The organism is Desulfatiglans parachlorophenolica (genome assembly GCF_055394735.1).
On the sequence record NZ_AP042460.1, the window covers coordinates 5,172,241 to 5,190,328 of the forward strand.

The following is an 18,088-nucleotide window of genomic DNA, read 5'->3' on the forward strand; positions in this document are numbered from 1 at the left end:
CCGGCAGGGCCGGAGAGGGCAGGTTGCAGCTGGGCCGTGCGGTGATCCGACTCCGTTCATGACACCCGATCAGGGCTTCAGCCTCCTCAGACTCCGTGGGTTTCAGCATTCCAACCCATTTTTTCAGGTGAATAAGGGCGCCGTCCGTCGGTGGCAGGAAGGCCCGAAAGACAGCGTACGGCGGAAGAGGGCGGGCTTTGAACCGTGGCGGGAGAACCTATTTTCAGGGAGATAAGTATGCCAAGACGTGACGACATCAAGAAGGTGATGATCATCGGATCGGGGCCCATTGTCATCGGCCAGGCCTGCGAATTCGATTATTCCGGTACACAGGCCTGCAAGGCCCTGCGCAAACTGGGCTACGAAATCGTGCTGGTCAACTCCAACCCGGCTACGATCATGACGGATCCCGGGATAGCCGATGCGACCTATATAGAGCCGCTCAACCTGCAGACCATGGCCGAGATCGTCGAAAAAGAGCGCCCCGACGCCATCCTGCCCAATCTGGGCGGACAATCGGGCCTCAACTTGTCCTCCGAACTCGCCCGTGCGGGCGTCCTCGAGAAGTTCGGCGTCAAGGTCATCGGGGTTCAGGTGGATGCGATCGAGCGGGGGGAAGACCGCATCATCTTCAAGGAGACCATGAACCGCCTGGGGATCGAAATGCCCCGCAGCAAGCCTGCGTTCAGCGTCGAAGAGGCCGAGAAGATCGCCGATGAGCTGGGATACCCGGTGGTGATCCGTCCGGCCTACACCATGGGGGGCACCGGCGGCGGGCACGTTTACAATGTCGAGGAACTCAGGGTCATCGCCGGGAGGGGCCTCGCGGCGAGCCTCGTAGGCCAGATCCTGGTGGAAGAGTCCGTGCGCGGCTGGGAGGAACTGGAGCTGGAGGTCGTCCGCGACGCCAAGAACCAGATGATCACCGTCTGTTTTATCGAAAACGTGGATGCCATGGGTGTCCACACCGGCGATTCCTACTGCACGGCGCCGATGCTGACCATCGCCCCGGAGCTTCAGCAGCGATTGCAGAAATATTCCTACGACATCGTGGAGGCCATCCAGGTAATCGGCGGCACGAACATCCAGTTCGCCCACGATCCCGAGACCGGCCGGGTGGTGGTGATCGAGATCAACCCCCGGACCTCCCGTTCATCGGCGCTGGCATCGAAGGCCACCGGTTTCCCGATCGCGCTGGTCTCGGCCATGCTGGCGGGCGGAATCACCCTCGATGAGCTGCCCTACTGGCGCGAAGGGACCCTCGAGAAGTATACGCCTTCGGGGGACTACGTCGTAGTGAAGTTCGCTCGCTGGGCCTTCGAGAAGTTTCCGGGGTCGGAGGACCGTCTGGGGACGCAGATGCGAGCCGTGGGCGAGGTCATGAGCATCGGCAAGACATACAAGGAGGCGTTCCAGAAGGCCATCCGTTCTCTCGAGATCGGCCGGTACGGCCTCGGTTTCGCCAAGGATTTTCATCAGAGGCCGCTCGAGGATCTGATGGACAGGCTGGCGGAGGCCAGCAGCGAGCGGCAGTTCATCATGTATGAGGCCCTGCGCAAAGGGGCATCGATCGAGGTCCTGCATCAGAAGACCCAGATCAAGGCATGGTTTATCGAGCAGATGCGGGAACTGGTGCAGTTGGAGGAAGAAATCCTTTCATGGAAAGGGAAGAGCCTGCCGGACGATCTGCTGATGCGCGCGAAAAAAGACGGGTTTTCGGACCGTTACCTTGCCGGGCTGCTGGGCGTGTCGGAGGAGTCGCTGCGCTCGAAACGCATCTCCTTGGGAATGACCGAGGCCTGGGAGCCCGTGCCGGTCAGCGGTGTCGAGGATGCGGCCTATTATTTCTCCACCTATAACGCAGAGGACAAAGTCCCTGTCAGCGACAGGCGCAAGATCATGGTGCTCGGCGGCGGGCCCAACCGGATCGGGCAGGGGATCGAGTTCGACTATTGCTGCGTGCATGCGGCCTTTGCCCTGCGGGATGCCGGGTTCGAGTCCATCATGGTGAACTGTAACCCCGAGACGGTTTCGACCGATTATGATACGTCCGACAAACTCTACTTCGAACCCCTCACGGTGGAAGATGTCCTGAGCATCTATGAAAAGGAGAAACCCGAAGGGGTGATCGTCCAGTTCGGCGGGCAAACGCCGCTCAACATCGCCAATGAACTCGAGCGGGCCGGGGTCAGGATCCTCGGGACCTCGCCGGATACGATCGATCTGGCCGAGGATCGCGACCGGTTTCGCCACATGATGCAGGATCTGGGCATCCCGCAGCCCGAGTCCGGCATGGCCAGCACCCTGGAACAGGCGCTCGATGTGGCCGCCAGGATCGGATATCCTTTGATGGTTCGGCCGTCCTACGTCCTCGGCGGGCGGGCGATGGAGGTCGTCCACGATGAGGAGATGCTGCGCCGCTACGTTGCGGCCGCCGTGGATGTCAGTCCCGAGCGCCCCATTCTCATCGACAAGTTCCTCGAAAACGCCATCGAGTCGGAGGCGGACGCCGTGGCGGACGGCGAAAGCGCGTTCGTGCCGGCCGTTATGGAACATATCGAACTCGCGGGGATCCATTCGGGCGATTCGGCCTGCGTCATCCCGCCGATCAGCATCCCTGCCAAGCATCTGGACACCATTTATGAGTACACCAGGCGGATCGCCGTGGAACTCAAGGTGGTGGGGCTCATGAACATCCAGTACGCGATCGCCGAGGACTCGGTCTATATCCTGGAGGCCAATCCCCGCGCCTCCCGGACTGTCCCGCTCGTTTCGAAGGTGTGCAACATCCCGATGGCCCGTTTTGCGACCGAACTCATGCTGGGGAAGAAATTGGGCGATCTCGATATCCGGCCCCGCGCCATCCCGCATTTCGGTGTCAAGGAAGCCGTGTTTCCGTTCAACATGTTTCCCGAGGTGGATCCGATCCTCGGACCGGAGATGCGGTCGACCGGAGAGGTGCTCGGCATGGCGGATTCCTTCGGGTTGGCCTATTTCAAGGCGCAGGAAGCTGCGCAGCAGACCCTGCCTTCCGAAGGTGCGGTGCTGATTACGGTGTCCGAAAACGATCGGCCGGCGGTGTTGGAGGTGGCCCGTCAGTTCCACAAACTTGGATTCAGCATCCGGTCGACCGAAGGGACCTGCCGGTTTCTGGAGGAGTCCGGCATCCCCTCGCAGCGGATCTTCAAGATGCATGAGGGCCGTCCCAACATCGTGGACGCCATCAAGAACAACGAGATCCAGCTGGTGATCAATTCGCCGAGCGGAAAGTTGAGCAAGCACGACGATTCTTATATCCGTAAGGCTGCCATCAAGTACCGGGTGCCTTATATCACGACCCTCGCTGCGGCGCTGGCCGCGGCCCGCGGAATTTCGGCCGTCCGGCGGGGGCACGGGGCTGTCAAGTCGTTGCAGGCGTATCATGCCGACATCCGATAGTTTCCTTCCGGAAAGGGTCTTTTTGGCCAATTTCGGCGTCAATCTGCATGTTTGCTTGTGCGGCGACCTGCAGGTCGCCTCCGCACAAACACTTGATTGCCTCGATATTGGCCAAACCGGGACCCGCCCCGAAGGGGTGGGACTGAGCGAGCGAAACTTGTGAAGGAAAATCCTCATTTCCGGGATAGAAACCTGATCGAGCTGAACACTCATTTTCGGATGGATGTCCGCTGGGTCGGGAGCCGGGTGTTTCGGGGAGGAACGGTGAAAGGATGAAGAATTTTCAGGAAAACTGCGGGCTTTTCGGGATTTGCTCTCCCGATGCCTGCGTGCAGGATATTTACCAGGGGATCGATTTTCTGCAGCATCGGGGCCAGCAATACTGCGGCATGGCGACTTACGGCGATGAGGGGATCCTGCAGGTTACGCATTACGGCAAGGTGGCGAACACCATGACGGATACGGATATCGCGTATCTGAAAGGACGGTCGGGTATCGGGCACGTGAGCCTCAAGGAGAGGCAGCCCGTCATGTGGCGTTCCAAGCTGGGTGAGGTCGCCCTGGCCTTCAGCGGAAACATCATCAATGCCAAGGCCTTGATGCAGGAGATGATGGCGCGTGGCATGGTCTTCTACAAAGGCTACCACATCGAGATCATCTCCATGATCATCCTGAACGCCGGCGATCTCGTCTCGGGGATTGCCGCCCTGGCGGAAAAGGTCAAAGGGGCCTACTCCCTGGTGGTGCTCTCTCAGGAAGGGGTTTATGCGACGCGCGACGTATCCGGTTTCCGGCCCTTGTGCCTCGGGCGCGGGGAGGGCAGGTTCGCCGTCTCCTCGGAGTCGCGGGCCCTCCACAATCTGGATATGGAACTCGTGAGGGATGTTCGGCCGGGGGAGATCGTGCTCGTCAGCCCGAACGGATTCAAGACCCTGAAGCAGCTGCCGGCGCCCCGGCCTGCTTACTGCGCCTTCGAATGGGCCTATACGGCAAGCATCGATTCCATCCTGGAGGGGGTTTACGTGCAGGAGGCCCGCAATCGGATCGGTGCCAAACTGGCGCAGCGCGACCTGGACGAAGGCGGTCTGACGGCCGACATCGTCGCCCCGGTGCCGATGAGCGGGATTGGGCATGCCATCGGATATCACATCCAGTCTTCCGTCCCCTACCAGGAGGTTTTTCTTTACAACCGCTATGCCGATCGAAGCTATACCCAGTCGACGCAGATGGCGCGCGAGCAGATGGCCAAGCGCAAGCTTTCCGTTCTTCGCTACGCCGTCAAGGGCAAGCGGATTATCCTTTGCGATGACTCCATCGTGCGGGGAACCCAGATCCTTCACAAGGTCAAGGATCTGAAGCAGGCCGGCGCGAGGGAGGTCCATGTCCGGGTGGCCTGCCCGCCGTTGATGTACCCCTGCGACTTCGGCATTTCCACCCGCAGCTACGACGAACTGGCCGCGCGGAAGTACATCCCGAAGGGGAATATTGCGTGCATGGACGATTTGCGGGCCTTGGAAAACTGGGTGGCGGAGAACATCGGGGCCGATTCGGTCAAGTACAACAGCCTGGATGACTTTGTGGCGGCGCTGGGTATCCCGGAAGGGGAACTCTGCCTGAAATGCTGGAATGGCATGCATCCGGAGTAGGGTTCGAACTCCAACGGTATCTCTCTGCCGGTCGGAGGTGTCGCGGGCCCCGGAAGAGGGCAGTTCGGCCGCCTTTAGCGCGGCGGACCGGATGCCGGACATCGCCCTGAGTAAGGGGCCGCGGTCTGCCTGGGCGTTTAGAAAAACCGCTCTTGCCGTATTGCACGCCGGTCTCTATCCAGGCCGAGGTGGCGATAGGCCTTGGCCGTGGCGACCCTGCCCCGCGGCGTGCGCTTGATGAAGCCTTCCTGAATGAGGTACGGTTCGTAGACATCTTCCAGGGTCCCTTTTTCTTCACTGACCGCGGCCGACAGGCTTTCGAGCCCGAGAGGTCCCCCTTCGAATTTCTCGATGATCGTCAGGAGAATGGTCCGGTCCATCTTATCGAGGCCGCATCGATCGACCTCGAGCAGGTCGAGCGCACCGCCGGCCAGCTTTCCGGTAACGATACCCTCCCCTTCCACCTGTGCGAAATCACGGACCCTGCGCAGCAGGCGGTTGGCGATCCGCGGTGTGCCGCGGGAACGGCCGGCGATCTCGAGCGCGCCGTCCTCCTCGATCGGTATTTGAAGGATGGCGGCCGAGCGTATGATGATCCTGTGCAGGTCCTGCGGCTTGTAGAAATCGAGCCGCAGGATTACGCCAAACCGGTCCCTCAGGGGCGGCGTCAGGAGCCCCGCGCGGGTGGTGGCACCCACCAGGGTGAAGGGGGGCAGGGGGATCTTCATGGTTCGGGCGGAAGGGCCCTGTCCGATAATAAGATCGAGTTCATAGTCTTCCATCGCCGGGTAGAGAATTTCTTCGACGACGTGGTTTAAACGGTGGATTTCGTCGATGAAGAGGACATCGTGAGGGTCGAGGCTGGTCAAGATAGCGGCGAGATCCCCGGCCTTTTCCACGACCGGGCCGGACGTGCTGCGGATGTTGACCCCGAGCTCATTCGCGATGATGTGTGCGAGGGAGGTCTTGCCCAGGCCCGGGCTGCCGTGAAACAGGACATGGTCCAGGGCTTCCGCTCGGCCTTTGGCCGCTTCGATGAAGACGCGCAGGTTGCGCCTCATCTCGTCCTGCCCGATATATTCATCCAGGTTGCGCGGCCGCAGGCTGAGTTCCGCCGGACTTTCGTCCGGCTGGCATAGAGGGTCGATGATTCTTTCGGGCATGGGTTTACGCCGGTGATCCTATAGATTTATCGAGAATGCAGCGAACGGTTCGTATCGTGTAGCCTCTAGTGATCGAATTCAAGCATCCATGTCCGCATCTGTAAAGGTTCCATGGCACTAGGCGAGGAGCCGCAGCGCCTCCCGGATGATGGCTTCGAGATTGGGCTCGCTGACGGCCGAACTGGATTTTTCGACGGCCTCCCTGGCTGCCTTCGGAGAATAACCGAGGTTCAGAAGCGCCGAAAGTGCATCATCCACGAGTCGATGGCCCCTGGGTGTCGCGGTTGTTTCGGCGACCGGCGTTTCCAGTCGATTGCGCGCTTTGACGGCGCGGTCTTTCAGTTCGAGGGCGATCCGTTCGGAGGTCTTTTTGCCCACGCCGGGGATGGTCTGCAGGGCGGGTGCGTCCCCTTCCGCGATGGCGTCGAACAGATCGTTCGGACCGATCCCCGACAGGATGTTGACCGCCAATCTAGGGCCGATCCCGGATACTGTGGTCAACATGAGGAACAGTTCCTTTTCGGTTTCGGTATGAAACCCGAACAGCTGCAGAGTGTCATCACGCAAACGTGTGTGAATATGAAGGGCGACGGCGCTCCCCTCCTCGGCCAGATGATAAAAGGTTGAAAGCGGTACCAGGACCTCGTAGCCGACCCCGTTCACATCGACGACGATTGATTGGGGTTTTTTTTTGAACAGGGTGCCGCGCAGAAAGGCGATCATTTCGCATACCCCCCGGCGTGGACTGCAGCCGTCCGAAAGGGCGCCCCGTTCAAATGGCAGACGGCCGCCGCCAGGGCATCGGTCGTGTCGAGGTGAAGATCGCCCCGAATGCCCAGGATCATCTTCATCATGTAATGCACCTGCTCCTTGGTTCCCCGGCCGTACCCCACCACGGCCTTTTTGATCTCGAGCGGGGTGTATTCGAAAATGCCGACCCCGCAGTGAGCCGCTGCGATCAGTAGCGCTCCCCTGGCGTGTCCGAGCTTGAGGGCGCTCTTGACGTTCTTGGCGTAAAAAATATCCTCGATGGCCATCTCGTTCGGGCGGTATTCCTGAATGATGTCGACCAGGGACTGAAAGAGAAGATGGAGCTTTTCCTGAAAGCAGACGTCCTTCTCGGGCCGGATGATCCCTGCATGTACGCAGGCCAGTCTGTTCCCGCGTTTTTCGACCAGGCCGAATCCAGTGACCCTGGAGCCGGGATCGACGCCGAGGACCAACATCTAACCCATCGCCTCCAGGACATCGTCCGAGATGTCGAAATTGGCATAGACGTGACTGACGTCATCGTTGTCTTCGAGGCCCGCCATCAGGTTGAGCATCTGCTGCGCCTTCTTCCCGTCGAGCTTGACGGTGTTTTTGGGGATCATGGTGATCTCCGCCAGTTCATAATCCAGTTTGGTCTTTTCGATCGCCTCTCTGACGGTTTCGAAGTCGGCCGGGTCTGAAATGACCTCGAACTGGTCTTCTTCGTCGCGCACATCCTCCGCCCCTGCCTCGAGGGCGGTTTCGAACAGGGCCTCTTCGTTGGCCTTGCTCTTGTCGATGGCGATCAAACCCTTCTTCTCGAAGGTCCAGGCGACACAGCCGGGTTCGCCGAGGCTCCCGCCGTTGCGCTCGAAGAGATGTTTGACCTCCGCCACGGTGCGGTTACGGTTGTCGGTCAGGCATTCCACCAGGACGGCGACACCCCCGGGGCCGTATCCCTCGTATGTGATTTCATCGTAGGAGACCCCCTCGAGTTCACCGGTCCCTTTCTTGATCGCCCTGTCGATGTTTTCCTTGGGCATGTTTTCCGATTTGGCGGCAATGATGGCCGATCGCAGCCGTGGATTGCCGTCGGGGTCTCCACCCCCCATCCTGGCGGCGACGGTGATTTCTTTGATCAGCTTTGTAAAGATCTTGCCCCGCTTGGCATCTGCCGCGCCCTTTTTGTGTTTGATGGAACTCCATTTTGAATGGCCTGACATAAATAGCCTCCCCGCACTGATTAATATGCTCGTTTCGCCGGACAACGGCCCTCGTGCCCGATCCCGACGTCGATATGCCAAGTTCCCTGCGCAGCCGCTCTTCCGGACCGTTCTGGCGCGGCTTTCCAATCCAGTCCCTCCCGGCCGGGGTTTTGCGCCTATGGCCGGGCAGCGCACAATTCTTTCTTCGACGCCGCCCGGGCAAACCCGTCATCCGGTAAAGCCGACTCCGATGATATAGACCTCCCGGCTGCGTTTCCTTGTTGCCTGGGGCCTGAACAGGCTTACCCGCTCAAAATGGGCGGCTGTGGCGTTCTGAAAGACCTTGATTTCTCCCCCCTCGAAAAGTTTGCAGACAAACCGCCCCGATTTTTCGAGCAGGGCCGCTGCGATCTTCAAGGCCTGCTCGGCGAGGGCCAGAGATCGGCTCGTATCGGTAGCCGAGGCCCCTGTCGTCTGGGGTGCAAGATCGCTTAGGACCACGTTTCTTGGCCCGAGGCTCTGTCGCAGCGTTTGAATGTCGATGGAAAAGATATCGGCCTGGATGAACTGAAACTTGGGAGCGGATAGGCGTTCGGGTCTTTTCAGGTCAATACCTGCCACATGGCCTTGCGGCCCCGTTGTCCTTATGGCGTATTGCGACCAGGACCCCGGGTAGCAGCCAAGATCGAGGATCCGGTCTCCTTTTTTGATGATCCTGAATCTGCGATCGATCTCCTGAAGTTTGTATACCGAACGCGCGAGCCAGTTCTCTTCCCGGGCGCGGCGTGCGTAATGGTCATCCCAGGTGTTCTTCTGCATTTTTTCATATTTATCATAGCCCTATGCGCTTTGCAAAATAATTAGTGTCCATCCGGAAATGATTTCCCAGTACAATCCGGTTTCCAATCCGGAAATGGTCTTTTTGCCCAATCTCGGTGTCAATCTGCACGTTTGCTTGTGCGGCGACGATTTTTTTGTTCCTGGCGGGGCTCCGTTGGGCAGGAGGGTGGATGGTAAGAGCCTCGAGCAGGGCCGGGAGATGCTTTCTTTGCAATTTTACTGGGCGAGGATTATATACAGAGATCATTCATCCTGGAGTGGATGCCCGGCGCAATCGTCGGGATTCCCAATGGGTGGAGGCGGGTATCTACCGAGATCGATGAAATGGGATGCCTGCGCCGGGTCGCTCTTCCTGGAGCGCTCAGGCTGGCAAACCTTCGGACCGGGTTCGGGGTTGTCTCGAAGGCCCCTTCCGGATAAAAACGCGATGAAACCGTTCCATTGACCATGCTCGGCCGTGCAAAAGGCGGACGCAGGGAGCGGGAGGGTTATTTCTGGGGACATTGAAAGCGAGTGCGGGTCGACGCCCCTGGAGGTCTATGCGGATCGATGGTTCTTGCTTGAGAAGCGGATGGGTGATTCTGCTGCTTTGTGCATGTATCGCGGCAAATGCGGGGTATGGGGAGGCCGCGGGGATCAGGGGCATCGATCTGGCGGCGGGCGAAGGCAGCCATCCAGCGGTTTGGCGGGCCATCGGTCCGCGCTGGAGTACCCTGGCTTCTTGGTCCCGGCTCCTTGGGGTCGGTACGAAGGGGCCTGCCGGCACCCTCCTTGACACCGGGGAGGGTGTTCCAATGCCGGCCGAAGGTGCGTTGAACCTCTATGCCGAACCCGAGGCCTCGGGCCTCGGCGCGAATCCATCCATCCACGTTTATTTTTCCGACGGCACAAGCATCCAGGCGGTTTTCGAGGTGAGAGGCAGCCCCGGCTCCGGTGAGACGTGGGCCAGGACCGGCGGCAGTCGGCGGATGTCCGCGGGATGGGGCAGGGGAACCGCTGACAGGGTGGGTGCCGTCGCGCCCGGGGGGCCTTCGGGTACGGAGGACCTTTTTATTGTGCTTCGGCTCGAGAAAAGAAATCCGTGGACCTTCTTCTGGGGTGTTGTGTCGGTGCTGCAGATGGTGTTTCTCCCGGGGTTTATCGTTCTGCTGGCGCTCGGGAGTTCCAGAGGGGTGTTTCGAACGGCCGTGCTTTCCTTCGCGCTCAGCCTGGTCATCAACCATGGGGTGGCGGTGGTCCTGGTCGGGCTTGAGCTTTTTCGGCCTTTCACCCTGCGGCTGCTGCTTCTCGGTGAGTGCGGGCTGCTTCTGTGGTTTGCCAGGCGGAACCTGAACCAACCGGTCGCGGTGCTTTTCGCGGCCGGACCTGCGCCGGAGGAGGAAGAACCGCCCGGGGGCCGGCGGCGGGCTTTTTCACGTTCTATGATCGAGGACGCTTTTCTTTTGTCGGCCTTCGTGATGCTGACGGCCTTTTTCTGCAAGTGGATCGCCGATGCCGGATCGGTTTTCAGCGAATGGGACGCCGTCGTTTCCTGGAATCGATGGGCCGTCGAATGGGCGGACAACAGGCTGCCTTCTGCCACTTATGCCTATCCGCAGCTCCTGCCGGCCAATTGGTCCCTCTCGTATGGGTTGATGGGGAATGCGATCCTCCAGTTTTTTGCCAAATCCATCATGCCCCTTTTCCCCCTGGCGATCCTCTGCATCCCTCTCGATCTTTTCTTCCGCTTGAAGCGGATCGGCTATCTCCTCGGGGTGTCTCTGGCAGGCGCGCTGCTGTGGGGGACGCTCGGCAAATTCAATTTTGCAGGCTATGCCGATCTGCCGGTGGCCTTTCTCGCAGCGGCATCCGTCTATGCATTGCTCCTGGCCGGTGATGCTTCCGACAAGCGCGGATTCAGGGCGCACATCCTGCTGGGCGCCCTATGCAGCGGAGGCTGCGCTCTGACCAAACAGGCCGGACTCTATATCGCGGCGATCTATCCGTTGCTGGTTTTTCTGATGCCTGCAAGAGGCGGCGCCTGTCTGGATCGCAAGGAAAAGGCGCGGCTCCTGCTGGTCGTCATAGGCCTCCTGGCCGCCCTGGTCTTGCCCTGGTACCTCTACAAACTCATTCAGATCATGGCAGGGCTGGATCGATCCAACACCGGCTTCCTGATGATCACCATCCACAAGGGCCGATCCCTTCTGGGGCGTTTTCAGCACGCCGTCGACCTGCTGAGGGCTACGCCCGGTCTTCTGGCCTTCTGGGGATGCATCCTGGCCGCTATGACGCTCAGTTGGCGGGATTGCGTTTGGCGCTGGATCGCCCTGCTGCTCGTTTTGCCGTTCACCCTCTTGTGGGCGCTTTTCTTCAGCTACGACATCCGGAATATCGCCCTGGCGGTGCCGCTTGCCGCAATGGCCGCCGGCATCGGCGTCGAAGAGGGGATGGCGTGGATCAGGAGAAGGGCGGGGTCGCATGAAGGCGTTGTTCTCGGCACGGATGCCCGCCGAGACATAGGGAGGATGCCTTACGAGGAGGGATGGAGGAGCGGGCTTCGTGGCTTCGGTTCCCTGAGACTGGGGGTCTTCCTGGTTGTCCTGCCGGCATCTCTCGTCTTGTGGGGCTGCCTTCTCGACGAAGATGAGCTGTTCGAGCGGCAGTCCCATCTCCAGCAATCCATCAACAGCCCCGGGATGAACAAGGCGCTTTACGTCTATGCCAAAGCCCCGGGATTCGATGGAAAGATAGCGACCTTCTACAAGATCATCTTACACCTTCCAGGGCTTGAACACCTCTTTGCCTACGAGGATTTTACGTCCGTTGGCCCCTTTCTGCGGACGCTTCAGGACGAAGCGGTCGGATACCTCCTTCTGGATGACAGGGCGGCGCCGGCGGTCAAGGAGATCATCCGCGATCGGCTGAAGACGGGGGAATTTGTCCTGGTTGGAAGACCGTTGAGCACCTATTTGTTGATCAGGATCGAGAGAGGACCTTCATGAACGTTGTTGTGGTCATACCGGCCTTCAATCCTTCGCCGGAATTGGTTGGATTCGTGCAGCGCCTGGCGGAGACGGAAATCAGGCACATCATCGTGGTGAACGACGGGAGCGCCCCCGCCTGTGACGGTGTTTTCAAGGAGATCACCGCCATGGCCAAGGTGACGCTCAGGCGCCATGCCGTCAATCTGGGAAAAGGGGCGGCGTTGAAGACCGGCCTCAACCACGCCTATCTCGAGTTGCCCGATGCCGTTGGTGTGGTGACCGCCGACGCAGACGGGCAGCACCTTCCGGAGGATGTCGTGAAGGTCGGCAAGGCCCTCTGCAGCGACTCGGACCGGCTTGTCGTCGGCAGCCGGGGGTTCGATCGAAACGTGCCCTTGCGGAGCAAGTTCGGAAATATCGTGACGCGTCATATCTTCTGGTTTCTGGTTGGGAAGAAACTGACGGATACCCAGTCCGGACTTCGTGGCATCCCGATGGACATGATTCCGACGCTGCTGAGGATCGAATCGAACGGGTATGAATTTGAACTGGATATGCTGATCGCCTGCAAACGGGAAGACCGAGGTATCCTCGAGCAGAGGATTGCAACGGTCTATTTGAATGGGAACCGGAGTTCGCACTTCAATCCTTTGATCGATTCCATAAAAATCTATTTTACGCTTTTGCGCTTCATGATCTCCTCCATGCTGACGGCCGTCATCGACTACATTATATTCTTGCTTGTGTTTTCGATCGGATCGAACATTCTCTTGAGCCAGGCTGCGGCCAGATTCGTGGCCTTGATCTTCAACTACGCCGTGAACCGGAAGCTGGTCTTCCTCTCGAAGCAGCAGCACGCCAACGTTTTCCCCAAATACGTGATGCTGGTGATCTTGAGCGGCCTCGTTTCTTACAGCATCATCGAACTTCTGCTCGTGCTGTTTCCTTTGCAGGTGGCCGTTGCCAAACTGATTTCAGAAGGCATCATCTATTTTGGAAACTTCGCCGTTCAAAGGGATTTCATCTTCAAGGGCGGACGCGGGAGGAGACAGACGGATTGGGACGCCTATTACAGGAAACCCTACCGCACGGCGGCCTACTCGCGGAAGATCACGACTCGGGTCTTGTTGGATGTGATCCGGAGGTTCGCTCCCCACGGGGGCAGGGGGCTGCGCATCGCTGAACTGGGGGGCGGCGGCAGTTGTTTTTACGAAGCGATCCGGGATGCATTTTCGCCCCGGGAATATCATGTGATCGACAATAACCGGGTCGGGTTGGAGGTGCTCAAGGCGCGGTTTGCGGCCGATGAGGGGCTTGTGTATCACGAGCGGAGCGTTTTCGATCCGACCGTTGGCCCAGGTGTGGATGTGGCCTTCAGCGTGGGGCTGATCGAGCATTTTCCTCCCGAGGATACCCGCCGGGCGGTGGAGGCCCATTTCCGGCTCGTGGAGAAAGGCGGGGTCGTTATCCTCTCGTTTCCCACGCCCACCTTTCTGTATCGTTTGTCCCGGTTTGCGGCGGAGATGGTCGGGCTCTGGATCTTTCACGATGAACGCCCCCTGCAGCCGGAGGAGGTGCTGGAGGCGGCCGGCGGCGGTACGGAACTCCTTTACCGCAAGACCATCTGGCCTATTTTCCTGACCCAGTCTGTGCTGGTGCTCAGAAAGAACACCGGGGAGGGTCTTATGTCATAAATGATCTAATTTCTTGAAAATGCTGTAAAAAACGGCTTGCATCGGGCCTGCGTTTGTGCCATTCTTGCATACAATCGAACCGAGAACCCATACAGGAGGCTGCCATGTTTGACGTGATCAGGGTGAATATGACGGATGGTTCCATCGAGCGGGAACCGTTGCCGAAAACCTATGAGGGACTTGGCGGGCGCGGCCTCACCTCGGCTTTCCTGTTGAACGAGGTGGAGCCCACTTGTTCTCCGATCGGGCCTCTCAATAAACTGATTTTTGCTCCGGGTCTTCTGGGAGGGACGAACTGCGCCAACTCGGGGCGGATATCGGTCGGAGGGAAGAGCCCCCTGACGGGTACGATCAAGGAGGCCAACTCCGGCGGTCAGGCGGGCAGCTACCTCGCGCGGCTCGGGATCGCCGCCATCGTGGTGGAGGGTCAGCCGCAGGAAGGGAAGCTTTTCAGACTGCATGTAGCCAAGGACCGCTGCGAACTCCTGCCGGCCGATGAATTGAAGGGATTGGGCAACTATGCGACGGTCGAAAAGCTCAAGGACACGTATGGGGATCGGGTGGGATATGTGAGCATCGGCCAGGCGGGCGAGTGGAAGCTCGGCGCCGCATCGGTCGCGTTTACGGACCGGGAAGGGCGCCCGACGCGGCATGCCGGGCGCGGAGGCCTCGGCGCGGTGATGGGCTCCAAAGGCCTGAAGGCGATCGTCATCGACCCGGCCGGCGGGGAGGCTGCCCCCCTGGCCGACAAGGACGCCTTCCGGGAGGCTTCCAAGCGTTTCTTGAACGCCCTCCAGACCCATCCGGTGACCAGCCAGGGCCTGACAAACTTCGGCACGGATATCCTGATCAATATTATCAATGAGGCAGGGGGGCTTCCCACCCGCAATTTCAGTTCGGGGCGCTTCGAAGGGGCCGACAAGGTCGGCGGCGAGACGCTCAACAGGGTTACAACAGCCCGCAAGGGCGACTGCTCCCATGGCTGTATGGCTGGCTGTGTCATCCGGTGCTCGGGTGTTTACCTCGATGCGAAGGGAAACTACGTCAGCAAATGGCCGGAGTATGAGACGGTCTGGGCATGGGGCCCCAACTGCGGCATCGACGATCTCGACGCCATTGCCCGGATGGACCGCGGCTGCGATGACATCGGCCTGGACACCATCGAGACGGGGAACGCGGTGGCTGTGGCCATGGAGGCCGGGCTCAAGGCCTTTGGGGATACGGCCGGCGCGGAAGAACTCCTGGCGGAGATCGGGAAGGGTTCTCCTCTCGGCCGGATTCTCGGTTCGGGGGCGGGGGCGGTTGGAAAGGTCTTCGGCGTCCGCCGGGTGGCGGTCGTCAAGAATCAGGCCTTGCCGGCCTATGACCCGCGGGCGGTCAAAGGGGTCGGGGTCACTTATGCCACCTCGCCGATGGGCGCCGATCACACGGCCGGCTACGCCGTCGCCACCAACATCATGAAGGTGGGGGGTGATGTGGACCCGCTCTCCGTAGCAGGCCAGGTGGATCTATCGAGAGGGCTGCAGATTGCGACGGCGGCTATCGACACGGCCGGGCTGTGCCTTTTCGTGGCCTTTCCGGTAATGGACATCCCGGATGCCATGGTGGCTGTGGCGGACATGATCAGCGCGAAATACGGAATCAGGATGAGCGTGGACGATTTCAACGCGCTTGGCGGCCGCGTCCTCAAAATGGAGAGGGAGTTCAACGCCCGGGCCGGTTTCACGGCGGCCGACGATCGTCTCCCGGAGTTTTTCAAGCTCGAGAAGCTCGCGCCTCACAACCACGTCTTCGATGTACCGGACAGCGAACTGGACCGGGTTTTCAACTTCTGATCCAGAGCACTGCGGCGCGCACCGCCTTTCGGCTGGGAGTTCCGCCTCGAGAATCATCCGTCGACGATCGAGCCGGGGTCGCTCCTGAAACCAGGGCGCCCCCCGGTCTTTCTGGATGGGGGGGTGTAGCGCGTGTGCGGCCGAAGGCTAGAATCGGTCGTAATGTGTAAATTCTGCGATCTCGCGCCGTTTCGGAGCGGATGATTCCTTGGCGGCATATCCCACGGGAATCAGGGAAACGAGTTCGCAGCCTTCCGGGATGCCCAAGGCCTGGGCAGCCTTGCCGTGGTCGAAGAGTCCCGTGATGACCGTTCCGAGCCCCAGATCCCAAGCCGCGAGGCAGATGCTCTGGGTGACGATGCCGAGGTCGAACATGAACCAGTCGCCGAACTTGGTGGTTGCTTCTCCCTTGTAATATCCTGAACGCTGCAGTGTGCCGCAGACGGCCAGGACAACGGGGGCCTCGACGATGGCCTTGCTGGCCGGGTTGGTCGGTTGGAACGCCGCCTGAAGCCTTTCTTTCTGCTCCGGATCCTTCACGACGACGATCTCGCAGCACTGGGTGTTGGCCCAGGAGGGAGACCATCGGACCGCCTCGAGGATGATCTGGAGTTGGTCATCGGGTAGGGGCCTGTTTTCATAGCGGCGAATGCTGCGTCTTTCCTTCAAGACCTTCATGAAATCCGACATGGGGCCTGCTCCTTTCGGGTTGAGGAATCAGGAATGGACCCTCGCTGTAAGGAGGCGTCCGCTGGTGAGGTACCGTCGGCGATTTTTCCGCACCAGCCCCGATGCCCGAAAGGATCGGAGGGGGCCGCACGGATGGACTTATTTTCGGGGCTCAAGAACGGGAAGGGGCCCGAAAATCGCTGGGGATCATTCCGTTCGGGCCAGGTCGTCGAGATCGCACACATTGATTGACAGCATCTTCAGGGATGCGAGCATGCGGGAGGTGTTGCGTTTGACGGCCGGGAAGGTGTCCGCCATCGCGTGGAGGCCTTCGGCCGTCCTTCGCATTTCCGTGATCATTTCGGCCATTTTTCTGAATTGCGCTTCATCCACCATCGCCGACGCGCTCCTTCCCTTTCAATGATCCTTGCGCAGATCTTTGAACCGTTTGGCCTTGACCTCATAACGGGGCAGCTGCCCGTAATCGTGAAACTGAAGGTCGTAGCGCAGATTGGTTTTCAACCGCAACTGATCGACCAGAGCGGCTTCCACGGTCCGCTGTTTCCCGCGGGCATCCGGCAGCAGTTCAATCTTGAGGGTGATCCGGTCCGAGTCACCGATCTTGTCGACGATCACCTCATATTCGTCCCCGAGCCCCTCGATGCTTCGCACCACCTCCTCGATGGCCGATGGGGCAAGCAGTACGCCCTTGACCTTGGTGATGTCATCGGCGCGGCCGACGACCCCGCCCTTGATGAGGCGGAAGGTCCGGCCGCAGCTGCACGGCTCCGGATCCCATTCGATGACGTCTTTGGAATCGAAGCGGACGCAGGGCTGGGCCTGGCGATCGAAAGCGGTGATGATCATCTTGCCCCTCCGGCCGGGCCCTTCGATGATTTCCCCTGTGTCGATGTCTTCGATCTCGACCAGGAACATCCCTTCGTTGACGTGCATTCCGAAAGGCTGCTCGGAGCATTCGAATGACCATGCCCCGATCTCCGTCGCCCCGGCATGATCGAAAACCTTGGCTCCCCAGGCATCCTGCATGCGCTTTTTGGTGGAGGGAATCCCGGCTCCGGGTTCTCCGGCGCAGGTGATCCTGCGAATCGTAAGGGAAGAAGGGTCGATCCCCATCTTGCGGGCGGTGTCCGCCATGCCCAAGACATAGGTGGGTGTGGCCATCATCGCAGTGGCCCGCAGTTCTTGGATCTTGAGGATGCGGGCCTTCGTATCGAGAACCCCGCCCGGAACGACCTCGCAGCCGAGTTTTTCGGCGGCATAATGCGCCGCCCAGAAGGCAACGAAGATATTGTACCCGAAAGGCAGAAAGACACGATCCGACGGACGGTACCCTTGGGCCCAGAGGATGCATGCCCAGCACTCGGCCCACCATTCCCAGTCCTGCCAGGTGTCCGGCTGATAAACCGGCTGACCGGTCGTGCCGCTCGTCTGCCGGAATTCGGTCACCTCTTCCAGCGGTACACAAAGGGCGTCGCCGTAGGGAAACGGATCTTTCCGCTGGATGTCGCGCATCATGGATTTTTCCACTTTCGGCACGGCGCGGATATCTTCGAAGGATCGGATATCTTCAGGGCGAACGCCCGCTTGGGCATACAGCGCGCGGTGAAACCGGGAATGTTCGTAGGTCCAGGCAAAGATCCGCTTGAACTTTTTCAGTTGGAGCGCCCTGAGTTTTTCCCTTGGCAGGGTCTCGATCACCGGATTCCAATAGGTCTGGTCCTGAGCCATGGCGTACCATCTCGGTTAAGGAAGGCGGCGCAAAATACGGTTTCGGACGGGCGGTCTCGGTCAGGCTCCCGGGGGTCCCCGAGTGTTACAAAACCACTTGCTCACATTATTATTTTAGCACAACGACGGTGGC

At 59.9% G+C, this 18,088-nt stretch carries 15 protein-coding genes; 7 read left to right on the forward strand and 8 right to left on the reverse strand.

From position 1 onward, the window contains the following. Positions 1–237 precede the first annotated feature (237 nt). The 3 genes from carB to ACZ500_RS24040 all read left to right on the forward strand — a co-directional run bounded on the left by carB (position 238) and on the right by ACZ500_RS24040 (position 5,084). The gene (carB, locus tag ACZ500_RS24030; RefSeq protein ID WP_464229959.1) at positions 238–3,438 is read left to right on the forward strand and encodes a carbamoyl-phosphate synthase large subunit; all 3,201 of its coding nucleotides are present in this window, start codon (positions 238–240) and stop codon (positions 3,436–3,438) included. Further along, a complete protein-coding gene (locus ACZ500_RS24035) occupies positions 3,422–3,601 on the forward strand; it encodes a hypothetical protein (RefSeq protein WP_464229960.1) in 180 nt (59 codons plus the stop codon). The genes carB and ACZ500_RS24035 overlap by 17 nt, the downstream gene beginning before the upstream one ends. Before the next feature lie 109 nt (positions 3,602–3,710). Continuing rightward, on the forward strand, positions 3,711–5,084 hold the full coding sequence (locus ACZ500_RS24040) for an amidophosphoribosyltransferase (RefSeq protein WP_464229961.1): 1,374 nt from the start codon (positions 3,711–3,713) through the stop codon (positions 5,082–5,084). A gap of 137 nt (positions 5,085–5,221) precedes the next feature. Here the strand turns inward: ACZ500_RS24040 and ruvB are convergent, their stop codons facing one another. From ruvB to ACZ500_RS24065, 5 genes are all read right to left on the reverse strand, one after another. Beyond that, positions 5,222–6,247, reverse strand: coding sequence for a Holliday junction branch migration DNA helicase RuvB (gene ruvB / locus ACZ500_RS24045; protein ID WP_464229962.1), 1,026 nt, complete (start codon positions 6,245–6,247; stop codon positions 5,222–5,224). Positions 6,248–6,364: 117 nt separating this feature from the next. After that, the gene (gene ruvA / locus ACZ500_RS24050; protein WP_464229963.1) at positions 6,365–6,970 is read right to left on the reverse strand and encodes a Holliday junction branch migration protein RuvA; all 606 of its coding nucleotides are present in this window, start codon (positions 6,968–6,970) and stop codon (positions 6,365–6,367) included. Beyond that, entirely contained in the window at positions 6,967–7,473 is a 507-nt protein-coding gene (gene ruvC, locus ACZ500_RS24055; RefSeq protein ID WP_464229964.1) for a crossover junction endodeoxyribonuclease RuvC, read from the reverse strand. The genes ruvA and ruvC overlap by 4 nt, the downstream gene beginning before the upstream one ends. Next, complete coding sequence (locus tag ACZ500_RS24060; RefSeq protein WP_464229965.1) at positions 7,474–8,220, reverse strand: YebC/PmpR family DNA-binding transcriptional regulator; 747 nt, start codon at positions 8,218–8,220, stop codon at positions 7,474–7,476. 210 nt (positions 8,221–8,430) lie between these two features. Then, entirely contained in the window at positions 8,431–9,021 is a 591-nt protein-coding gene (locus ACZ500_RS24065) for an SAM-dependent methyltransferase (protein WP_464229966.1), read from the reverse strand. A 94-nt stretch (positions 9,022–9,115) separates the two neighbouring features. Between ACZ500_RS24065 and ACZ500_RS24070 the strand changes: the two genes are divergently transcribed. The 4 genes from ACZ500_RS24070 to ACZ500_RS24085 all read left to right on the forward strand — a co-directional run bounded on the left by ACZ500_RS24070 (position 9,116) and on the right by ACZ500_RS24085 (position 15,537). After that, positions 9,116–9,487 (forward strand): hypothetical protein, encoded by a 372-nt coding sequence (locus tag ACZ500_RS24070; RefSeq protein WP_464229967.1) that lies wholly within the window; start codon positions 9,116–9,118, stop codon positions 9,485–9,487. 130 nt (positions 9,488–9,617) lie between these two features. Then, positions 9,618–12,026: a hypothetical protein gene (locus tag ACZ500_RS24075; RefSeq protein ID WP_464229968.1), complete on the forward strand. Its 2,409-nt coding sequence runs from the start codon at positions 9,618–9,620 to the stop codon at positions 12,024–12,026. Next, positions 12,023–13,702, forward strand: a complete 1,680-nt coding sequence (locus tag ACZ500_RS24080; protein WP_464229969.1) for a GtrA family protein — start codon at positions 12,023–12,025, stop codon at positions 13,700–13,702. The genes ACZ500_RS24075 and ACZ500_RS24080 overlap by 4 nt, the downstream gene beginning before the upstream one ends. A gap of 104 nt (positions 13,703–13,806) precedes the next feature. Then, entirely contained in the window at positions 13,807–15,537 is a 1,731-nt protein-coding gene (locus tag ACZ500_RS24085; protein ID WP_464229970.1) for an aldehyde ferredoxin oxidoreductase family protein, read from the forward strand. Positions 15,538–15,684: 147 nt separating this feature from the next. Here the strand turns inward: ACZ500_RS24085 and ACZ500_RS24090 are convergent, their stop codons facing one another. From ACZ500_RS24090 to ACZ500_RS24100, 3 genes are all read right to left on the reverse strand, one after another. Then, positions 15,685–16,227, reverse strand: coding sequence for a nitroreductase family protein (locus ACZ500_RS24090; RefSeq protein ID WP_464229971.1), 543 nt, complete (start codon positions 16,225–16,227; stop codon positions 15,685–15,687). Positions 16,228–16,413: 186 nt separating this feature from the next. Beyond that, positions 16,414–16,602, reverse strand: a complete 189-nt coding sequence (locus ACZ500_RS24095; protein WP_464229972.1) for a hypothetical protein — start codon at positions 16,600–16,602, stop codon at positions 16,414–16,416. Between the two features lie 21 nt (positions 16,603–16,623). Further along, a complete protein-coding gene (locus ACZ500_RS24100; protein WP_464229973.1) occupies positions 16,624–17,955 on the reverse strand; it encodes a phenylacetate--CoA ligase family protein in 1,332 nt (443 codons plus the stop codon). Positions 17,956–18,088 lie beyond the last annotated feature (133 nt).